The organism is Pseudoalteromonas lipolytica, from assembly GCF_001306915.1.
GTDB classification, from domain to species: domain Bacteria; phylum Pseudomonadota; class Gammaproteobacteria; order Enterobacterales; family Alteromonadaceae; genus Pseudoalteromonas; species Pseudoalteromonas simplex.
The window spans coordinates 163340-177716 of record NZ_LJTC01000009.1; the positions used below are offsets into that span (position 1 = coordinate 163340).

Annotated in this window: 13 protein-coding genes; 4 read left to right on the plus strand and 9 right to left on the minus strand. The window is 38.4% G+C overall.

Annotation, left to right across the window (positions count from 1 at the left end; all coding sequences use genetic code 11):
* The first annotated feature begins 8 nt into the window (after nucleotides 1-8).
* The gene (locus AOG27_RS14715) at nucleotides 9-389 is read left to right on the plus strand and encodes a diacylglycerol kinase (RefSeq protein WP_054553755.1); all 381 of its coding nucleotides are present in this window, start codon (nucleotides 9-11) and stop codon (nucleotides 387-389) included.
* Here AOG27_RS14715 and AOG27_RS14720 read toward each other — a convergent pair.
* The 9 genes from AOG27_RS14720 to AOG27_RS14760 all read right to left on the minus strand — a co-directional run bounded on the left by AOG27_RS14720 (nucleotide 386) and on the right by AOG27_RS14760 (nucleotide 9975).
* Nucleotides 386-619 (minus strand): hypothetical protein, encoded by a 234-nt coding sequence (locus AOG27_RS14720; protein ID WP_054553756.1) that lies wholly within the window; start codon nucleotides 617-619, stop codon nucleotides 386-388. The two genes, AOG27_RS14715 and AOG27_RS14720, sit on opposite strands and share 4 nt — an antisense overlap.
* A gap of 63 nt (nucleotides 620-682) precedes the next feature.
* The gene (locus AOG27_RS14725) at nucleotides 683-1426 is read right to left on the minus strand and encodes a hypothetical protein (RefSeq protein ID WP_054553757.1); all 744 of its coding nucleotides are present in this window, start codon (nucleotides 1424-1426) and stop codon (nucleotides 683-685) included.
* A gap of 71 nt (nucleotides 1427-1497) precedes the next feature.
* Nucleotides 1498-2940 (minus strand): glycoside hydrolase family 10 protein, encoded by a 1443-nt coding sequence (locus AOG27_RS14730; RefSeq protein ID WP_235523705.1) that lies wholly within the window; start codon nucleotides 2938-2940, stop codon nucleotides 1498-1500.
* 144 nt (nucleotides 2941-3084) lie between these two features.
* Nucleotides 3085-5703 carry a TonB-dependent receptor gene (locus AOG27_RS14735; RefSeq protein WP_054553759.1) on the minus strand — a complete coding sequence of 873 codons (2619 nt, stop codon included), beginning with the start codon at nucleotides 5701-5703 and terminating at the stop codon, nucleotides 3085-3087.
* A gap of 326 nt (nucleotides 5704-6029) precedes the next feature.
* Nucleotides 6030-6752: an SIMPL domain-containing protein gene (locus tag AOG27_RS14740; protein WP_054553760.1), complete on the minus strand. Its 723-nt coding sequence runs from the start codon at nucleotides 6750-6752 to the stop codon at nucleotides 6030-6032.
* Between the two features lie 167 nt (nucleotides 6753-6919).
* A complete protein-coding gene (locus AOG27_RS14745; RefSeq protein ID WP_054553761.1) occupies nucleotides 6920-7219 on the minus strand; it encodes a hypothetical protein in 300 nt (99 codons plus the stop codon).
* Nucleotides 7220-7356: 137 nt separating this feature from the next.
* Nucleotides 7357-8184 (minus strand): DUF4437 domain-containing protein, encoded by an 828-nt coding sequence (locus AOG27_RS14750; protein ID WP_054553762.1) that lies wholly within the window; start codon nucleotides 8182-8184, stop codon nucleotides 7357-7359.
* Between the two features lie 70 nt (nucleotides 8185-8254).
* Nucleotides 8255-9100, minus strand: coding sequence for an enoyl-CoA hydratase/isomerase family protein (locus AOG27_RS14755; protein WP_054553763.1), 846 nt, complete (start codon nucleotides 9098-9100; stop codon nucleotides 8255-8257).
* Between the two features lie 59 nt (nucleotides 9101-9159).
* Nucleotides 9160-9975: an SDR family NAD(P)-dependent oxidoreductase gene (locus AOG27_RS14760; protein WP_054553764.1), complete on the minus strand. Its 816-nt coding sequence runs from the start codon at nucleotides 9973-9975 to the stop codon at nucleotides 9160-9162.
* A gap of 218 nt (nucleotides 9976-10193) precedes the next feature.
* Here AOG27_RS14760 and AOG27_RS14765 point away from each other — a divergent pair, with 218 nt between their 5' ends.
* From AOG27_RS14765 to AOG27_RS14775, 3 genes are all read left to right on the plus strand, one after another.
* A complete protein-coding gene (locus AOG27_RS14765; RefSeq protein WP_054553765.1) occupies nucleotides 10194-11114 on the plus strand; it encodes a LysR family transcriptional regulator in 921 nt (306 codons plus the stop codon).
* A 333-nt stretch (nucleotides 11115-11447) separates the two neighbouring features.
* Nucleotides 11448-13238, plus strand: a complete 1791-nt coding sequence (locus AOG27_RS14770; RefSeq protein WP_054553766.1) for an ATP-binding protein — start codon at nucleotides 11448-11450, stop codon at nucleotides 13236-13238.
* A gap of 764 nt (nucleotides 13239-14002) precedes the next feature.
* A partial coding sequence (locus AOG27_RS14775) for a hypothetical protein (RefSeq protein WP_082389288.1) occupies nucleotides 14003-14377 on the plus strand: 375 nt, incomplete at its 3' end.

The window sequence follows — 14377 nt, forward strand, 5'->3', positions numbered from 1 at the left end:
TTCAAACTATGCAATTTGATAGCACTAACAAACCCATTGGCATTAAACGTATCCTCCTCGCATTCAAAAACTCCCAACGAGCATTCACGTGGTTGGCAAAGCATGAGTCTGCTTTTAAACAAGAGCTGATACTGTTGGTCCTTGCCATAGCAGTGGTTTTTGTCTGGCAGATCAGCCTGTATGAGAAAATAATGCTGCTTGTATCAGTGCTATTTGTGATGTTTGCTGAAGTCGTCAATACGGCAATTGAAGCCGCCATAGACCGAATAGGCCTTGAAATTCATCCATTATCAGGCCTAGCTAAAGACTTAGGATCCGCAGCCGTACTGATTGCTCTAACAATTTGTGTGTTGGTCTGGGGCGGCGTGTTTATTAATAACCTAAGTTAGCTTACTTTTTTATCATCAGGGGTGTCATTACAAAGTGCACAGTGGCGCCCTTTTGATGAATGATATAAACGGGTTGCAATAAAAATGGCTGTGGCAATAAAAGACCAAAGTAGCGCAAAACCTAACGCGCTGAGTGTCTCGTGACCTTTTAAAATTTCTATCATAAATAATAAAATAGACACCAGCGTAAAAACTTTAGCGGCTCTGATCACCCAAAATTTTGTACCCATAACTTACTCCTTTAGAAAAACTCCTTTGGAAGAATAAGTGTAGTGCAAAATAAGAGGAACATACTAATAACTTAAAGCAGGCTCAGACAATATCTGTACATTATTTTTAAACACCTCTAACAGCCCTGATGGCGAGTGTTCAGTACCAAGCGCAGTAACATGACAGACATAACGATAACCGTTGTTAGTAAAGGTATAAAAATGATTCCCTCCACTGCCATCAAAGCTTAATGTGCCCCCTGTGATCACCAGGCTTGGCTCATCTTGGATTGATTGACCCCTATTCCATGCCGCATAGCGGTATTGATGATCAGCCAATTCATCAATACGAATTAAATGCTTTTTTGTTTGCCACGTTAATATCGGCTTTGTGAATTCACGGAGGCTTTTGTGCAATGCTTGTTTTTGCTCGTCAATCAGTGCTTCGCGTCGTGCTTTTTCAGCCTCTGATTCATAAGGCACAGCCCAAATAGAGCCATCAAAATCCAGCCACAGTTTACCTGAATCAAACATAATGCCGCGCCAGCCCATCATTTCCCAATCATGGCGAATGTTGGAGTTAGCTATTTCTTCAACAAACTGTTTATCGAAAATTTGCTCAAACTTTTCTATAAACATTTGCTCATTTTCAATAGCTTGCAACGGCGCTTTGCGCTTTAGCGGGTAATGGACTCTTTTAGCAATGGTCGCTTTATCACCCGCCTTAAACGCAGCAACCACAGGTTTGACAATACTTATGTGCTTTGTTGCGGCAGCTGTTGAAAATGAAATAAAGCAACCTAAGAAAATGACCGCAAAATACTTCATTGTATTCACTTTTATGGTTAAAAATTTGATTATCCAAAGCGTAACAAATTTTTGTATTTGCAGTACAGGTGCTATTGGAATAACAACTCAATCTCATCACTTTGGTTACCGAGCCTATCAATAGCAATTACCTTAATTACCTCTAATGGTCGTTGTCCTTCAGAGGCCGCAACAGAAATTACACTCTCCTCACTTGAGTAGATATGATATTGCCACTGCTGTGCATATTTTAGATAGACAAGTAACTGTGATACTTGCTCAGAATTAGAATGACTCCAAGTAAGATGGATGTCTTCGCCAACATAATTCATATCAACATTAACAGCCGCTAAGTGCGGCGCAGCTATCCACGGAGTTTCTGGTATTAATGCTTGATGCTGATAAACGCCTTGTGCAATCACATCACTCATCAATTGGCTGCCATCAAGTGCTGCTACATTCCAAAACACTGTACCGGGTGATGTTGATAAAAAACCACGATTAATCATGATTTGATTCACGACTTCATCAACGCCGGCCTCATCAAATGAGCGTAACGCATTAATACCAGGCCACAGATGTCGTTCATGCGTATTCTGAGATTGCCACCAACTTAATAAGAGCGGGTAACTTTGTGCATACTGGTTTATTGGCCAATAAAGTTGCGGCGAAAAATAGTCAAGCCATCCTTCATTAAGCCAAAGCTTAGCATCAGCAAACAGCTTGTCATATTGATCCATCCCGCGAATAGTTTCAGGTTTACCAGGTCTATAGATACCAAATGGGCTGATACCAACAAGAACATGAGGCTTCGATTGCTTTACTCGTTGATATAAGCGTTTAACGAACTGATTTACAGCTTCACGACGCCAATCACCTATCGAAAGTGCCCCGCCTTCAGCCATATATTGCCTGTATTGTTCAGCATCAGGAAAATCTTCATCGTTGTTGTAAGAAGGGTAAGGGTAAAAATAGTCATCGTAATGAATACCATCTAAATCATAGCTATCTACAAGTTCGGTTAATACATTTAATGTATGTGAAACCACGGCTTGATCGGTTGGTAAAAACCAATAGGTCTCATTTTTGAGTTTTACTACCTTATCATTCATTTTTTCAACAACTGAGTGTTCTGAAATTGGGCCCCCTATATGATGATGAGCACGATAAGGGTTTATCCATGCATGCAACTTTAAACCTCGTTTATGTGCTTGCTCTATCCAAAATTTTAATGGGTCATAAAACGGCTCAGGCGCTTTACCTTGCTCACCAGAAAGGTAATAAGACCAAGGTTCGTAAGAGCTTTGATACAAACTATCGGCTTGCGGTCGAACCTGAAAAATAACCGTATTAAAGTTATGTTTTTGAAGTGAATTAAGAATTTGAATAGCTTGTTCTTTTTGCTCTATCACTGACAGCCCGGGCTCATTAGGCCAGTTAATATTGGCAACAGTAGCAACCCATGCCGCACGAAACTCCCTTGCAACATGATCTTGATGGATGTTACCTAACAACTGCTTTTCAGTATTAGACATCTCCTTTATTTGTACGAAACTGCACGCACTCAAAACAAAGCATATTATCAAAGAGAAAACGTTTTTAAAGTACATTGTATACCCCACAAAAAAGGCACAACAAAGACTTGCTGTGCCTACATGTATCAGATTCAAAAGGATAAATTAAAACTTCATTTGTGCGCCAAGTAAGAAACGACGACCATAATCGTGTATCGCTAATGGGCGATTTGCATCTGACATGCCAGTGCTATTGCCCGACGTTGCTTCTTGCTCTTCATCTGTGAGGTTAATTGCTTGGAATACAAGGTTTAAATCTTCATTAACATTGTAACTAATATTAAGATCATATTGACCAAAACCATCTTTATATTGGTTCAAACCAAGATAGTTAGTGTAGAAATACTCTGAACGATAAGTATAAGAAACACGGGCACTAAAGGTTGTGTTTTCATAATATACTGTCGCGTTAAAGGTATCTTCTGAATTATTAGGTAAAACGGCTTCTTCACCTGCCTCTTTTTGCTCTGCAGTTTGTTTTAACTGTGCATCTGAATAGGTGTAGTTTGTCTGTACTCCAAAGCCGTAAGGGAGTTTCTGCGTGTAGTTAACTTCAAAACCTGAGTTCTCACCGCCTAAACCGTTCAGAGGCTGGGTCACTAAAAAGTCACGAACTTCTTCCACGCCTGTATCAGGATCTGTCCAGGCCCATTGTTTTTCTATAGTGGCATTGGTTATGTATGAGTCGATATCTTTATAAAAATAAGCAAACGATAAAATAGATGATTCATTAAAGTACCACTCAGCAGATAAGTCATATTGAGTCGCACGGTAAGGCTTCAGGTTCGGGTTACCTTCAGAGCCTTTACAGCCTGTAGCTGCAGCACAATAACCACTTTTGCGGGCAGATAAGAAGTCATAATCAGGGCGAGACATGACTTTTGCCGCAGCAAAACGCACAACCACATCATCTGTAAAGTCGTAGTTGATATTCACACTTGGCAAAATATCATCGTAGCTATTAGAACTATTGATATCTTGAATATTTTCAGGTGCAAAGCTGCGCCCTGTGTATTCAACAGAACGAGAATCTAGCTCTGTTTTCACTGCTCGAACCCCAAAATTACCGCGCCACTTATTATGATCGAACACCGCTTTTACATACCCTGCGGTGACGGTTTCTTCTAAATCAAATGTGTAATCAAGGTGTTCATATGGCGCTGTAGAAGGTGTTGTTGATGATATCCAATCAGCATATTTTGAATTATCAAACTGCCATAAAATTGCATTATCTGTCGAATCGCTTGCGAACATGCCTAAGTTAAATTGTTCACCATCTGATGATACTTTTGGATAATTCGCTTTTATTAAACTTGCAGCTTTTGAATGCTCTCGGTACTTAACCCCAGCCTTGATTGCTTTGAAGAAGTCACCATCTAATAGATACTCAAAATCTAGCTGCCCGTAAACTTCCTTTGAGTCGTTGTATATGTCATTTTTATGGTTGTAGTCTAAGCGATAATCATCAGCGCTTAAATCAGCGTCTAATGTTACATCTGGCGTTCCATTGTCTAATGTAAATGATGCGCTTGTATTTGCGTAATATTCTGAGTAAACATCACTTACTTCACCATCAGCCTTGCTATAACCTAGCTGACCTGTAACAGTGTAATTGTCTGCTTTATATGTCACTTTTAGATCGTGCGCTTGAGTTTTAAACTCCCCCTCATAACCTGCATTGCCATAATATCCTAAGTTATTATGGGCCGGCAGATCGCCCGAAATTAAAGTGCCATCAACAATGACTGGATTTTCTACATTTGCAATGTTTTGCAAAATAAAGCCGCTTGAGTAAGTTCCGTATGACTCATGCTCAGATTTTGAATATAAGTTATTAAAAACAAAATCTACGTTGTCATTTGCTGCATATTGAAACGTCAACGTTGCGGTATCTAAATCACTATCACTTGCGTATCGGTTATAGCCTACCGCGCCAGGGTAAAACTCTGCGTTGCCATCTTGATCTGCATCGGTACTGCGATAGCCGAATCGAACTTCTTTGCTATCACGTTGGGTCGCAGTTTCTTTATGAACAAATCCTAGATTAAAACCAAAATCTTGTGCTTCATTTTTCCACGAATACAAACCAGAAAGGTACGGTTTAGTTTCTTCAGCATTTTCAAAATGATAAGCCTTAACAGAGAGCGCTGCATAATTCGCTTCACTATCGAGCGGTTTACGAGTTTTTACAACAACGGTACCACCTATAGAGCCCTCATCAATGTCTGCTTCTGCCGACTTATATACTTCAAGCGTATCTACTAATTCAGCTGGTAGCAGCGAGTAGTTAAACCCTCGTGAAGGACGCGTAATTGAAGCTGAAGCAGTTGCTGAAGCAACGTTTTGCCCGTTTAACAAGGTAATATTTAAATGCGGTGCAGTACCACGAATACTAACTCGGTCGCTTTCACCACCTAGGTCTTTTTCAACTTGTACACCCGGAATACGCTGTAGTGCATCAGCGACAGTTTGATCTGGAAATTTACCAATATCTTCAGCAGAAACGGCATCAACTACACTGTTTGAAAAGCGCTTCATATTAATGCTTTTCTCAACTGATGCAGCATAACTTCTTACTTCAATCTGCTCGATATCTTCTTTAGTTGCTTTTTTCTTTTCTGGCAGTTGATCAGCTGCATAAACAGATACTGATGTACTTAAAACTAAAGTAGGAATAAGTGCTTTTTTAACACCAGCCGCTAGCGCTGAGAATTTTTTATTCATGGAACTGTAACCTTATAGTTTTTGTAAAGTGAGAGATTTTGTGACTACAAACTACATAAATGCTCTTAAGAACAACAATTGGTAACAACTTTATTGTTACAATGCGGCTACAATATTAGTAATAAATTATAAAATCAAGATATTTTATTCTGAAAAATACACTTGGGGTAAAATATTTAATTCTCAACTTTTAAGCGTTCACCACCCATAAAGAGATAAACTAAATACAATCAATACCTTGTTAGCAATGAAAAGAGAAGAAACAAAATCAAAGCTGCTTTTAAAGATTCATAGGCTGCCTTGATGTTTTAAAAACAGGGAATTAATTATTCCAAAACTAAATCAAACACAACATTGACACTTGCTCTGAAGGTAATCGATTCTTGTAAATACTTACCTTCTGGGACTGTATTAATACGTGAGCCCGTTACCATGATTCGTTCAATATTTGTGTTGCTGCCATAGCCAAAGTGACTACCTACCTCTTGCGATTGAATACTATACACCCGACCAAGTTTCGCTTCGAATGCGCTAGCGAGGCTACTTCCCTGCTGTTTGGCATTCGCTACTGCTTTATCAAGAGCGGCTTGCTCGTAATCTGAGGCTTTGGTTGATAAAAGTTGAATTTGATCGATTTGATTGACACCCACTTTAAGCGCAAAGTTTAAAAAGCCATCCAAAAGGGAGAGTTGTTTAAGGCTGACTTTGACCTTTCGCGTGGCTCGAAAACCATCTTTAACTTGGTTATCGTTTTCGTCATAGCGCATGTTCGGCTCTACGAAAATTCGACCCGCAGAGATACTTTTTTCGTCTATTGAGAAATTATTTAAGCCCGCAAGGAGTTTATTTACTTGTTCATCGACTTGCTGCTTAGCCTGCACGCTTTCAGCTTTAACAGTTTCAAACTCTAACGTAATATCAGCCCTATCGGGGGCTGTACGCACAACAGCCTCACCTTTAACAACAATATGACGATTATCCGGCAGACTTGTTGCAGCCATCGCAGAGCTGGAACACAAAACCAGTGCTAACAAAGATTTAAGCATCATAACCTCTCCTTAGAAAAAGTTATGATGCCTTGCTAGGGTGTGAATGTATAGCAATGTATGCTGTTTTTAAGTGTAAATAGTTGCGAAGAAAGGAAATTAATTAATGAAAAGCTAACACGGCATATTATGACAAGTTGCTAAAATATGCCGTCTTTTTAAAGATTTGCTTAGTGAGCTAGTACGCTTAGCCACTCATCTGGGTTTGCTAAAATGAACTCAAATATATCGTTATTATTTAAAGTTATGCGAATTCCATCTGCTGTGATTGGCAAAATACCCGCGCCTTTACCTGAACACTTACCAACGTTATTGATTTGTGCTCGTGAAAATGTGTATGGGCCTAAGCCTAGCTCTTTATTAAACGGTTCAAAAACAATGTCTTGTTCAGTAACTACAAGCTTACCATCCGCTTTTGCGACACCCGATTGAATAGTTGCTGCTGACTCTTTAACTGTGTGTGCGTGCATATCCTTTACTCCACTTAACATATGAGTGTTAGTCTACACTCAATGAAACCTTAAAATTGCGTACCAACTTAAGATACAGCAAGTACAAAAAAAGTACAGTAGAGTTAGTTAATTTAAAACATTATCTTTTAAAATAGTTATTGTTCACTGATCTGTAGTTTATTGTTAAATCGGACATAAACGATTGCTCCACCCTCAGTCTTTAGCTGATGTTTAAAACCGGCAACTGACGAGAAGTAACTACCAGCCTCAATTTGTTTTGCTTCACTATGTTCAACAGATCGGTAGTTAAGCTCGCCGCTGATCAAAACTGCGCGTAATGAACCTCTTTCACTTGTTAATTGCCCATTAAAACCCGCATCAAGTTTAACTAAAACACCTTGTTGATTTTGTTTTTGCCAAAGAGGGGTAAGGGTAACCTTTTTAGAGTCTAATGACGTTAACTCATCACTATTGAACCATACCATGTTGTCTGAATGAAGATTGAGTGAGTGCTCGCCATTATTAAACTGCGCCTTAGAAGGCTTAACCAAATAAGGCCCTTCATCTATTTCAAGGTATATGAGATTGGTCTCAGCCTTAGCAGCTGTTATGTGATTTTGCCCTGCAGGTTGCGTCCAAAATGACCCTGTTGCCATCCAATCCAATTCTGCATTTGGGTCATCATTATGCATCAGTCCTTTAATGACAATGCCACGGTATGAAATATTATGAATATGCGCAGGAGATGAAAAGCCCGGTTTAAAGCGCACTAGCATACCGGTTGCAGAATCTATTGTTCTGTCGCCCCATAAGTTTGCTGCGCCAGGGCTTTTGTCACCACGTAGAGGGTTTAAATATCCCCAGTTTACGGACTCTACGGGGACAAGTTCAGACTGGGGATTATCCAACCTTTTTTCATCAGCAGCGGCTGAAAATGCAGCAATAAGTACTACACTTGTTGTTAGTGATAATAGCTTTAACATATTAAATTTCCTCTAATAGCAAACCCAAGAGAAGTCTCTTGGGGTTACAAATCTTGTTGTTAGCACAGTACTAATTTATTTCTTGTACCTTCATCACTAACTCCGGCCAATTACGCTGATTTTCTATGTCATGCTCAAGGCCTTGCTCATCGGCAATAGTGAAGCGCTTAATTGCAGGTGTTTTACTGGTTGCTTGATATAACCAATATGCTTCTGCTTTTAATGCCTCCGCAATTGGCTTATCAATTGATTCATATACCATTTGTTTGCATGCATTAATTGATTCAGCAGGAAACTGAGCAATTCGGTTTGCTAGCGTATCAACGTATTCATCAATCTCATCGGGGTTAAGCGCTTTATTAATGGTACCCATGCGCTCAGCCTCATCTGCATCAAAATCACGGGCACTCAAAATAATTTCTAAAGCACGACCTAAACCTGTCTGGCGAGCCATTCTTGAAGCACCGCCACCACAAGGTAAAATACCCATACCAACTTCCATTTGCATAAATTTAAACTTACCACGAGCTGCAAATCGCATATCAAGCGCTAGCGCTAGTTCATGGCCACCACCGCGTGCAAAACCTTCTAGTTTTGCTATTGTTGCCTGCGGCACTTTACTTAAGCGCTCACAAATTAATTGTAAGTCCAGCAGCTTCGCTTCATCGCGTGAAACAACTTCAACTGACATATCTTTCAATAGTTCAGTATCATAGTGGCAAACCCAAATTTCAGGGTTTGCTGATTGAAAAATAACAACTTTAGTGTTTTTATCTCGCTCTAAACGCATTGCTAAACTATTTAAATCAGCAAGCATTTCTTGGCCCTGAACATTAACTGGCCCAAAATCAAACGTAACAGTTAATACACCACCAGACTGAGTGGTCGTGAATGTTGTAAATCCTTCGTATTTCATAATTATCCCTAGTGTTTTTATTGGTTGCGGCTGTAAAAAAGCTATCGTAAAAATAAACTCTAAATTTTTACATCTAGACGAGTTAAAACTTCGTCCATCGCCATAATCAAAGTAGTATTTTTTGCTGTATCAAACGCATCTGGATGTGGGTTCGAAAATGCACCAATATCATTATCAAAATAACGGCCAGTCATACCTGTAAATTGGTCACTTAACGCAGCCTTAACTAAAATATCAGCCCCGATAGCCAAATTTTTTCCTTGTGAACCATATGCTTCCTTAACCATTTTGCTTCCTAAAAAAGAGGCTGGATTAACTGCCACTAAAGAAGGAGTATTGTCTGCCCATTGTTTTGCCAATTGTAGCGTCCACATAGTTAGCGCTAATTTACTTTGCGCATAAGCACTGCTATCAGACAATGCTTGCAAGCCTTTAAGTGCTGCAATACTAACCGGTGCTTGCGCCGCTGAAGATAGGTTCACTATGCGACTATTTTCATTCATAAGAGCAGATAAAGTTTTGGTCAAAATATAAGGCGCGATCGTGTTCACTAAAAAGCGTACATCTAGACCACCCTCGCCTAGGTTATTTGCTATTTTAAAAACGCCAGCATTATTGATCAGTACATCAATATGTGAATATTTAGCTTTGATCTGATTGGTTAATTCAACCACCTGTTTTAGCTCTGATAAGTCTGCTAAAAACGTATCAATTTTTGCACCGCTATAAAGCGCCTCTATCAACTCTTTTGCTTGTAAAAGCTTTTGCTGGCTACGACCATGAAGTAAAAGCGTATGACCTAATGAAGCAAGTTTTTTTGCCGTCTCTAGGCCAATGCCATCTGTAGCGCCTGTTAATAGAATTGTTTTAGGCATACATAATGATTCCTTTTAATAAGGGGTCAGTGAAGTTAGTCAAGCAAATAAATTCATCACTGCTATGCAGTTGATAAATACGGCTTACTTTCACATATGAAACTCTCCCCTTTAGTTGCATTTGTCATGTTTAGTTTTACAAATAAAGCTTAAGGCTTTGGATAAAACGAATAAATAACGTATAAAAAGAATCAGAATTCTGATTTTCGAGATAATTGATGGACACTAATTGCATTAAACTATTTGTGTTAGCGGCTGAGACACTCAACATTAGTGCTGCAGGCGAGCAGCTGGGCCTTACTCCATCTGTAGCAAGTGCCTGGTTAGCCAAATTAGAAATGCAAGTTGGAGCAGACCTATTCCACAGAACGACAAGGAAAGTAACTTTATCACTTGCTGGCATGGAGTTTTTACCTTATGCCAAAGAGATCCTTGCTCAACAAGAAGCCGCGCTTGCAACCTTAGGACAAGGTAACCTTAATATTAGCGGAACATTGAGGTTTGCTGCATCAAGTACGTTTGCGCAGCGCTTTATCATGCCTATTTTGCCAGAATTCCTAGACCGCTACCCAGATATAAACCTTGAACTCATGCTCTCAGATGGCCAAGTTAAATTAATTGAAGGAGGGTTTGATTTAGCACTGAGAAACCTCGCTGTGGAAGATAGTAGCTTGATTTGCAGACGCCTTGCCAAAGACACTCGGATATTGTGTGCCTCACCAGACTACTTGGCTCGTAATGGCACTCCGAGGAATCCTGAAGAGCTTATCCGACATCAATTATTAGTGTTTTTAAATACCAAACCCCGCAAGTTAATTACCCCTAATTGCAGCGATCATTTTAGTTTTCCACCTGAAAAAAGTAAGCCACGCATTTTGTGTGATGATGGCGCAAGTATGCGTATAGCAGCAAAAGCTGGCGTGGGTATCTGTATGAGTTCATTGTGGAATATTCATACTGAGCTAGAAGCAGGTTCTTTAATTCGAGTTTTACCTGATTATCAAATAAGTGATAACAGCGCTATCTGGCTTGTATACCCGAAATCAAATGTACTTACGGCTAAAGTAAGAGTTCTTATAGATTTCTTAGTCGAAAAAATAGGTAACTCGCCAGAGTGGGAAACGATAAATAAAAAATGATTACTCTATTATGAGCACCCTGCACGATTTAATAGCAAAAACTAATGCCTATGCGCTTAATTAGGTAGACTATTTTGAGGCAATAAAACCTCGTTGATAACAAAGCAAAAATTTCATTATTTAGTTATTTTCGGCAATTGCTCCCGCATTGCTCTCCCTTCTGTATCCATGCAGTCGAAAATCAGAAACTCTTAACATAGGTAGCAATAGCCTTACATAAAACATAATTAAGTATTATTAAATAATGATATAGGTAAAACTTAAGTAATAAAAGTCACGGATTGTCTTTTTAAATGCTATGCTTAGAGTTACTAATTAGTAGGTACAAGACTCATGACTCAATCGCTAAAGAAAACTCAAACAAGGCTGAGAGTAAACGCGGTAATTGTTATTATATTAGTCATTCTGCTAACAGTGACTTCATTATTCTTTTACAAGCATGTTGATAACCAATGGCGTGATTATTCCAATACTGCAAGCAACGTTTATGTTTTACATGACACCTTGGTGCAAAGGTTAGGATATGGTGGCTTTATACACCACTTTAAAAATCTAATTTTAAGAAAAAATGTTGATCTTTACCTCCCTAGTATAAAAAAAGAAATTTACGAAATAAAAGTAATACTAGAAAAGCTAGAAGCTGTAGAAAATTACGACAAGCAAGCTCTCGGCGGTGTAAGAACGACCCTAGCTAATTATGAGGAAAAGCTTGATTTAGCGCTCAAAATGATTGAACAAGGCGCTTCTAGTGAAGCTATTGACGACATTGTAAAAGTTGATGATGCGAAAGCCCTTGCAGCCCTATCTGACTTTGAAAGCCACGTAAACACCATGCTTAAGAAAAAGAGTGTGGCGATAAATGAAAACTTTAAATTTGCATATACAGTTCATATTCTAACGATTGTACTTTTAGCTGGTATTTTGCTCTTTTACTTTAAAAAGCTATCTACCTCATATAAAGAGCAACAAGCTTTAACTGATCAAGCATTAGAAGGGGCAAGAATTAAATCAGAATTTCTTGCTAATATGAGCCATGAAATTAGAACCCCCTTAAATGGTATTATGGGTTTACTACAAATCCTGCAACCTAATGTTCAAAAGCCACAAAACATAGAAATTGTCTCAAAAGCTCTTTTTTCATGCCGATCATTACTTACTATTATTAATGATATTTTAGACTTTTCTAAAATGGAAGCGAACGAGCTTACAATCGAAAATGTTAACTTTTCTTTGATAAAAATAGTTGAATCTATAAATTCTGATTTTTTACCTATCTGTAACGAAAAGTCTATCGAGCTAAACATTGATATAGACAAAAATGTCGAAAATATATGGATTGGTGATCCTGTTCGTATTAGGCAAATAATTTTAAACCTAGTTTCTAACGCTGTGAAATTCACAGAGCAAGGTGGTATACAAGTTATTGTAAAGAAAAAAGTAAAAAACTTAATCCCAGGTATCGAGTTACAAGTATTAGACACAGGAATAGGTATGAGTGAAGAAGGTTTGGCAAATCTTTTTCAACGCTTTCAACAGGCTGATAATAGTATTACACGCCGCTTTGGCGGCACAGGCCTTGGCATGTCAATAACAACAAACTTAATTAAACGGATGGGAGGTACTATAGACGTTGATAGTAAATTAGGCGAAGGCACACGCTTTACCATATTTTTACCGCTAGAAATAGCAGAGCAGCAGCAAATCATAGAAAGCCCCCATATAACTGATGTTCCCAATCTTGAAGGTAAAACAGTTCTAATTGCTGAAGATAACCCACTTAATACTATGGTCATTCAATCCTTAATGGCCGAAACAAATGCCAATGTTCAGTTTGCCAAAGATGGTTTAGAGGCTATAGATTTATTTAAAAAAATAAACCCTATGCTCGTCCTGATGGATATCCAAATGCCAAAAATGGGGGGGATTGAAGCCTGTGCACACATTCGAGCATTAAACCCTACGACTCCGGTAATCGCGTTAACAGCAAATGTCATGAAAGAAAATATTATTGAATACAAGAACTGTGGTTTTTACTGCCATGTTGGTAAGCCCGTTGAAAAACATCTGCTCTTTGAAGCCTTGAATAATGCCATTTCACAGCACAGCCAAAACTTATCTGATTAATAAAAACGGCCCCATAATTAGAGCACATGACTCCAGCACTAACAGTTTAAATCCCAACAGCTAGTGTCTGAGAAATGATAAAAAGACACCCATGTTTAAAGAAATGATAAAAAGACACCCATGTTTAAAGATAATTAATCACCTACTTTAGAGAGGACTAGAGACATCACGTAATTAGACACCCACTTTTGGTAAAATTAGCATATCAATTGCATTTGACTTAGCGAAAAAGATCGCTCATAGTCGAAAAAATCATCAACACACATAAAATCTAATAATAAACACATCTAATTTGCTTGTAATGAAACTATATAGAGGAAGCTTGCAATGCCTTTCCCCAACAAAACCAAGCTTTAACAAATTAGAGAGTAGCAATTTATTATAAAATGCTATGCAAATGTGGGGAGTGCATTATGAATCGCAAGTCAAAATTAATTTATCGTATTATGTTAGCCTCAAAAGTTAACAACTCTAATAAAGAAATTTCTATAGATAACCTAAAACAGAACTGCTGTCTTTCTGAAACCGAACTACTCAACATACTAAAAGAGCTAGAAATAAAGAAACTTATATGTTGGGATTCTGGCAAGTCAACATTTATGATTTCGAGTTAACTTACTAGTTTTTAAAGTATAATCAACCTAAGATTACTTGCGAAACAAATTGTCAATTGTTTAACGAAAAAGTGAATAAACTACTTTCTGTTTCTCACTCTTTAGAATTACAGCTAAGCTTATTGTGTTCAACTCATGGAGGAGAAGAGCATGGCAACCCCTCGTAGAAACTTAATTAGCGTTTCAAGCACACCTTACTATCATTGTATTTCACGTTGTGTTCGTCGCGCTTTTTTGTGCGGGCAAGACCCACTAACAGGTCGTTCGTATGAACACCGGCGCGATTGGGTTGAAAAGAAACTACTTCAACTTGGTCGTATATTTTGTATTGATGTTTGTGCTTACGCAGTTATGAGTAACCATACTCATCTAGTACTTCATATTGATATAGCAAAAGCAAATCGTTTGAATAATAAAGCGATTCTGATTAGATGGCACAAGTTATTTAAAAGTACATTCCTTTGCCAACAATTCTTAAATGGCGAATTGCTAACAAAAGCAGAGCTTTCTGCGATTAATGCCAGA

Coding starts and splice junctions, on each gene's coding strand:
- AOG27_RS14715 (WP_054553755.1), top strand. CDS start 9: ATGCAATTTGATAGCACTAACAAACCCATTGGCATTAAACGTATCCTC.
- AOG27_RS14720 (WP_054553756.1), bottom strand. CDS start 619: ATGGGTACAAAATTTTGGGTGATCAGAGCCGCTAAAGTTTTTACGCTG.
- AOG27_RS14725 (WP_054553757.1), bottom strand. CDS start 1,426: ATGAAGTATTTTGCGGTCATTTTCTTAGGTTGCTTTATTTCATTTTCA.
- AOG27_RS14730 (WP_235523705.1), bottom strand. CDS start 2,940: ATGTCTAATACTGAAAAGCAGTTGTTAGGTAACATCCATCAAGATCAT.
- AOG27_RS14735 (WP_054553759.1), bottom strand. CDS start 5,703: ATGAATAAAAAATTCTCAGCGCTAGCGGCTGGTGTTAAAAAAGCACTT.
- AOG27_RS14740 (WP_054553760.1), bottom strand. CDS start 6,752: ATGATGCTTAAATCTTTGTTAGCACTGGTTTTGTGTTCCAGCTCTGCG.
- AOG27_RS14745 (WP_054553761.1), bottom strand. CDS start 7,219: ATGCACGCACACACAGTTAAAGAGTCAGCAGCAACTATTCAATCGGGT.
- AOG27_RS14750 (WP_054553762.1), bottom strand. CDS start 8,184: ATGTTAAAGCTATTATCACTAACAACAAGTGTAGTACTTATTGCTGCA.
- AOG27_RS14755 (WP_054553763.1), bottom strand. CDS start 9,100: ATGAAATACGAAGGATTTACAACATTCACGACCACTCAGTCTGGTGGT.
- AOG27_RS14760 (WP_054553764.1), bottom strand. CDS start 9,975: ATGCCTAAAACAATTCTATTAACAGGCGCTACAGATGGCATTGGCCTA.
- AOG27_RS14765 (WP_054553765.1), top strand. CDS start 10,194: ATGGACACTAATTGCATTAAACTATTTGTGTTAGCGGCTGAGACACTC.
- AOG27_RS14770 (WP_054553766.1), top strand. CDS start 11,448: ATGACTCAATCGCTAAAGAAAACTCAAACAAGGCTGAGAGTAAACGCG.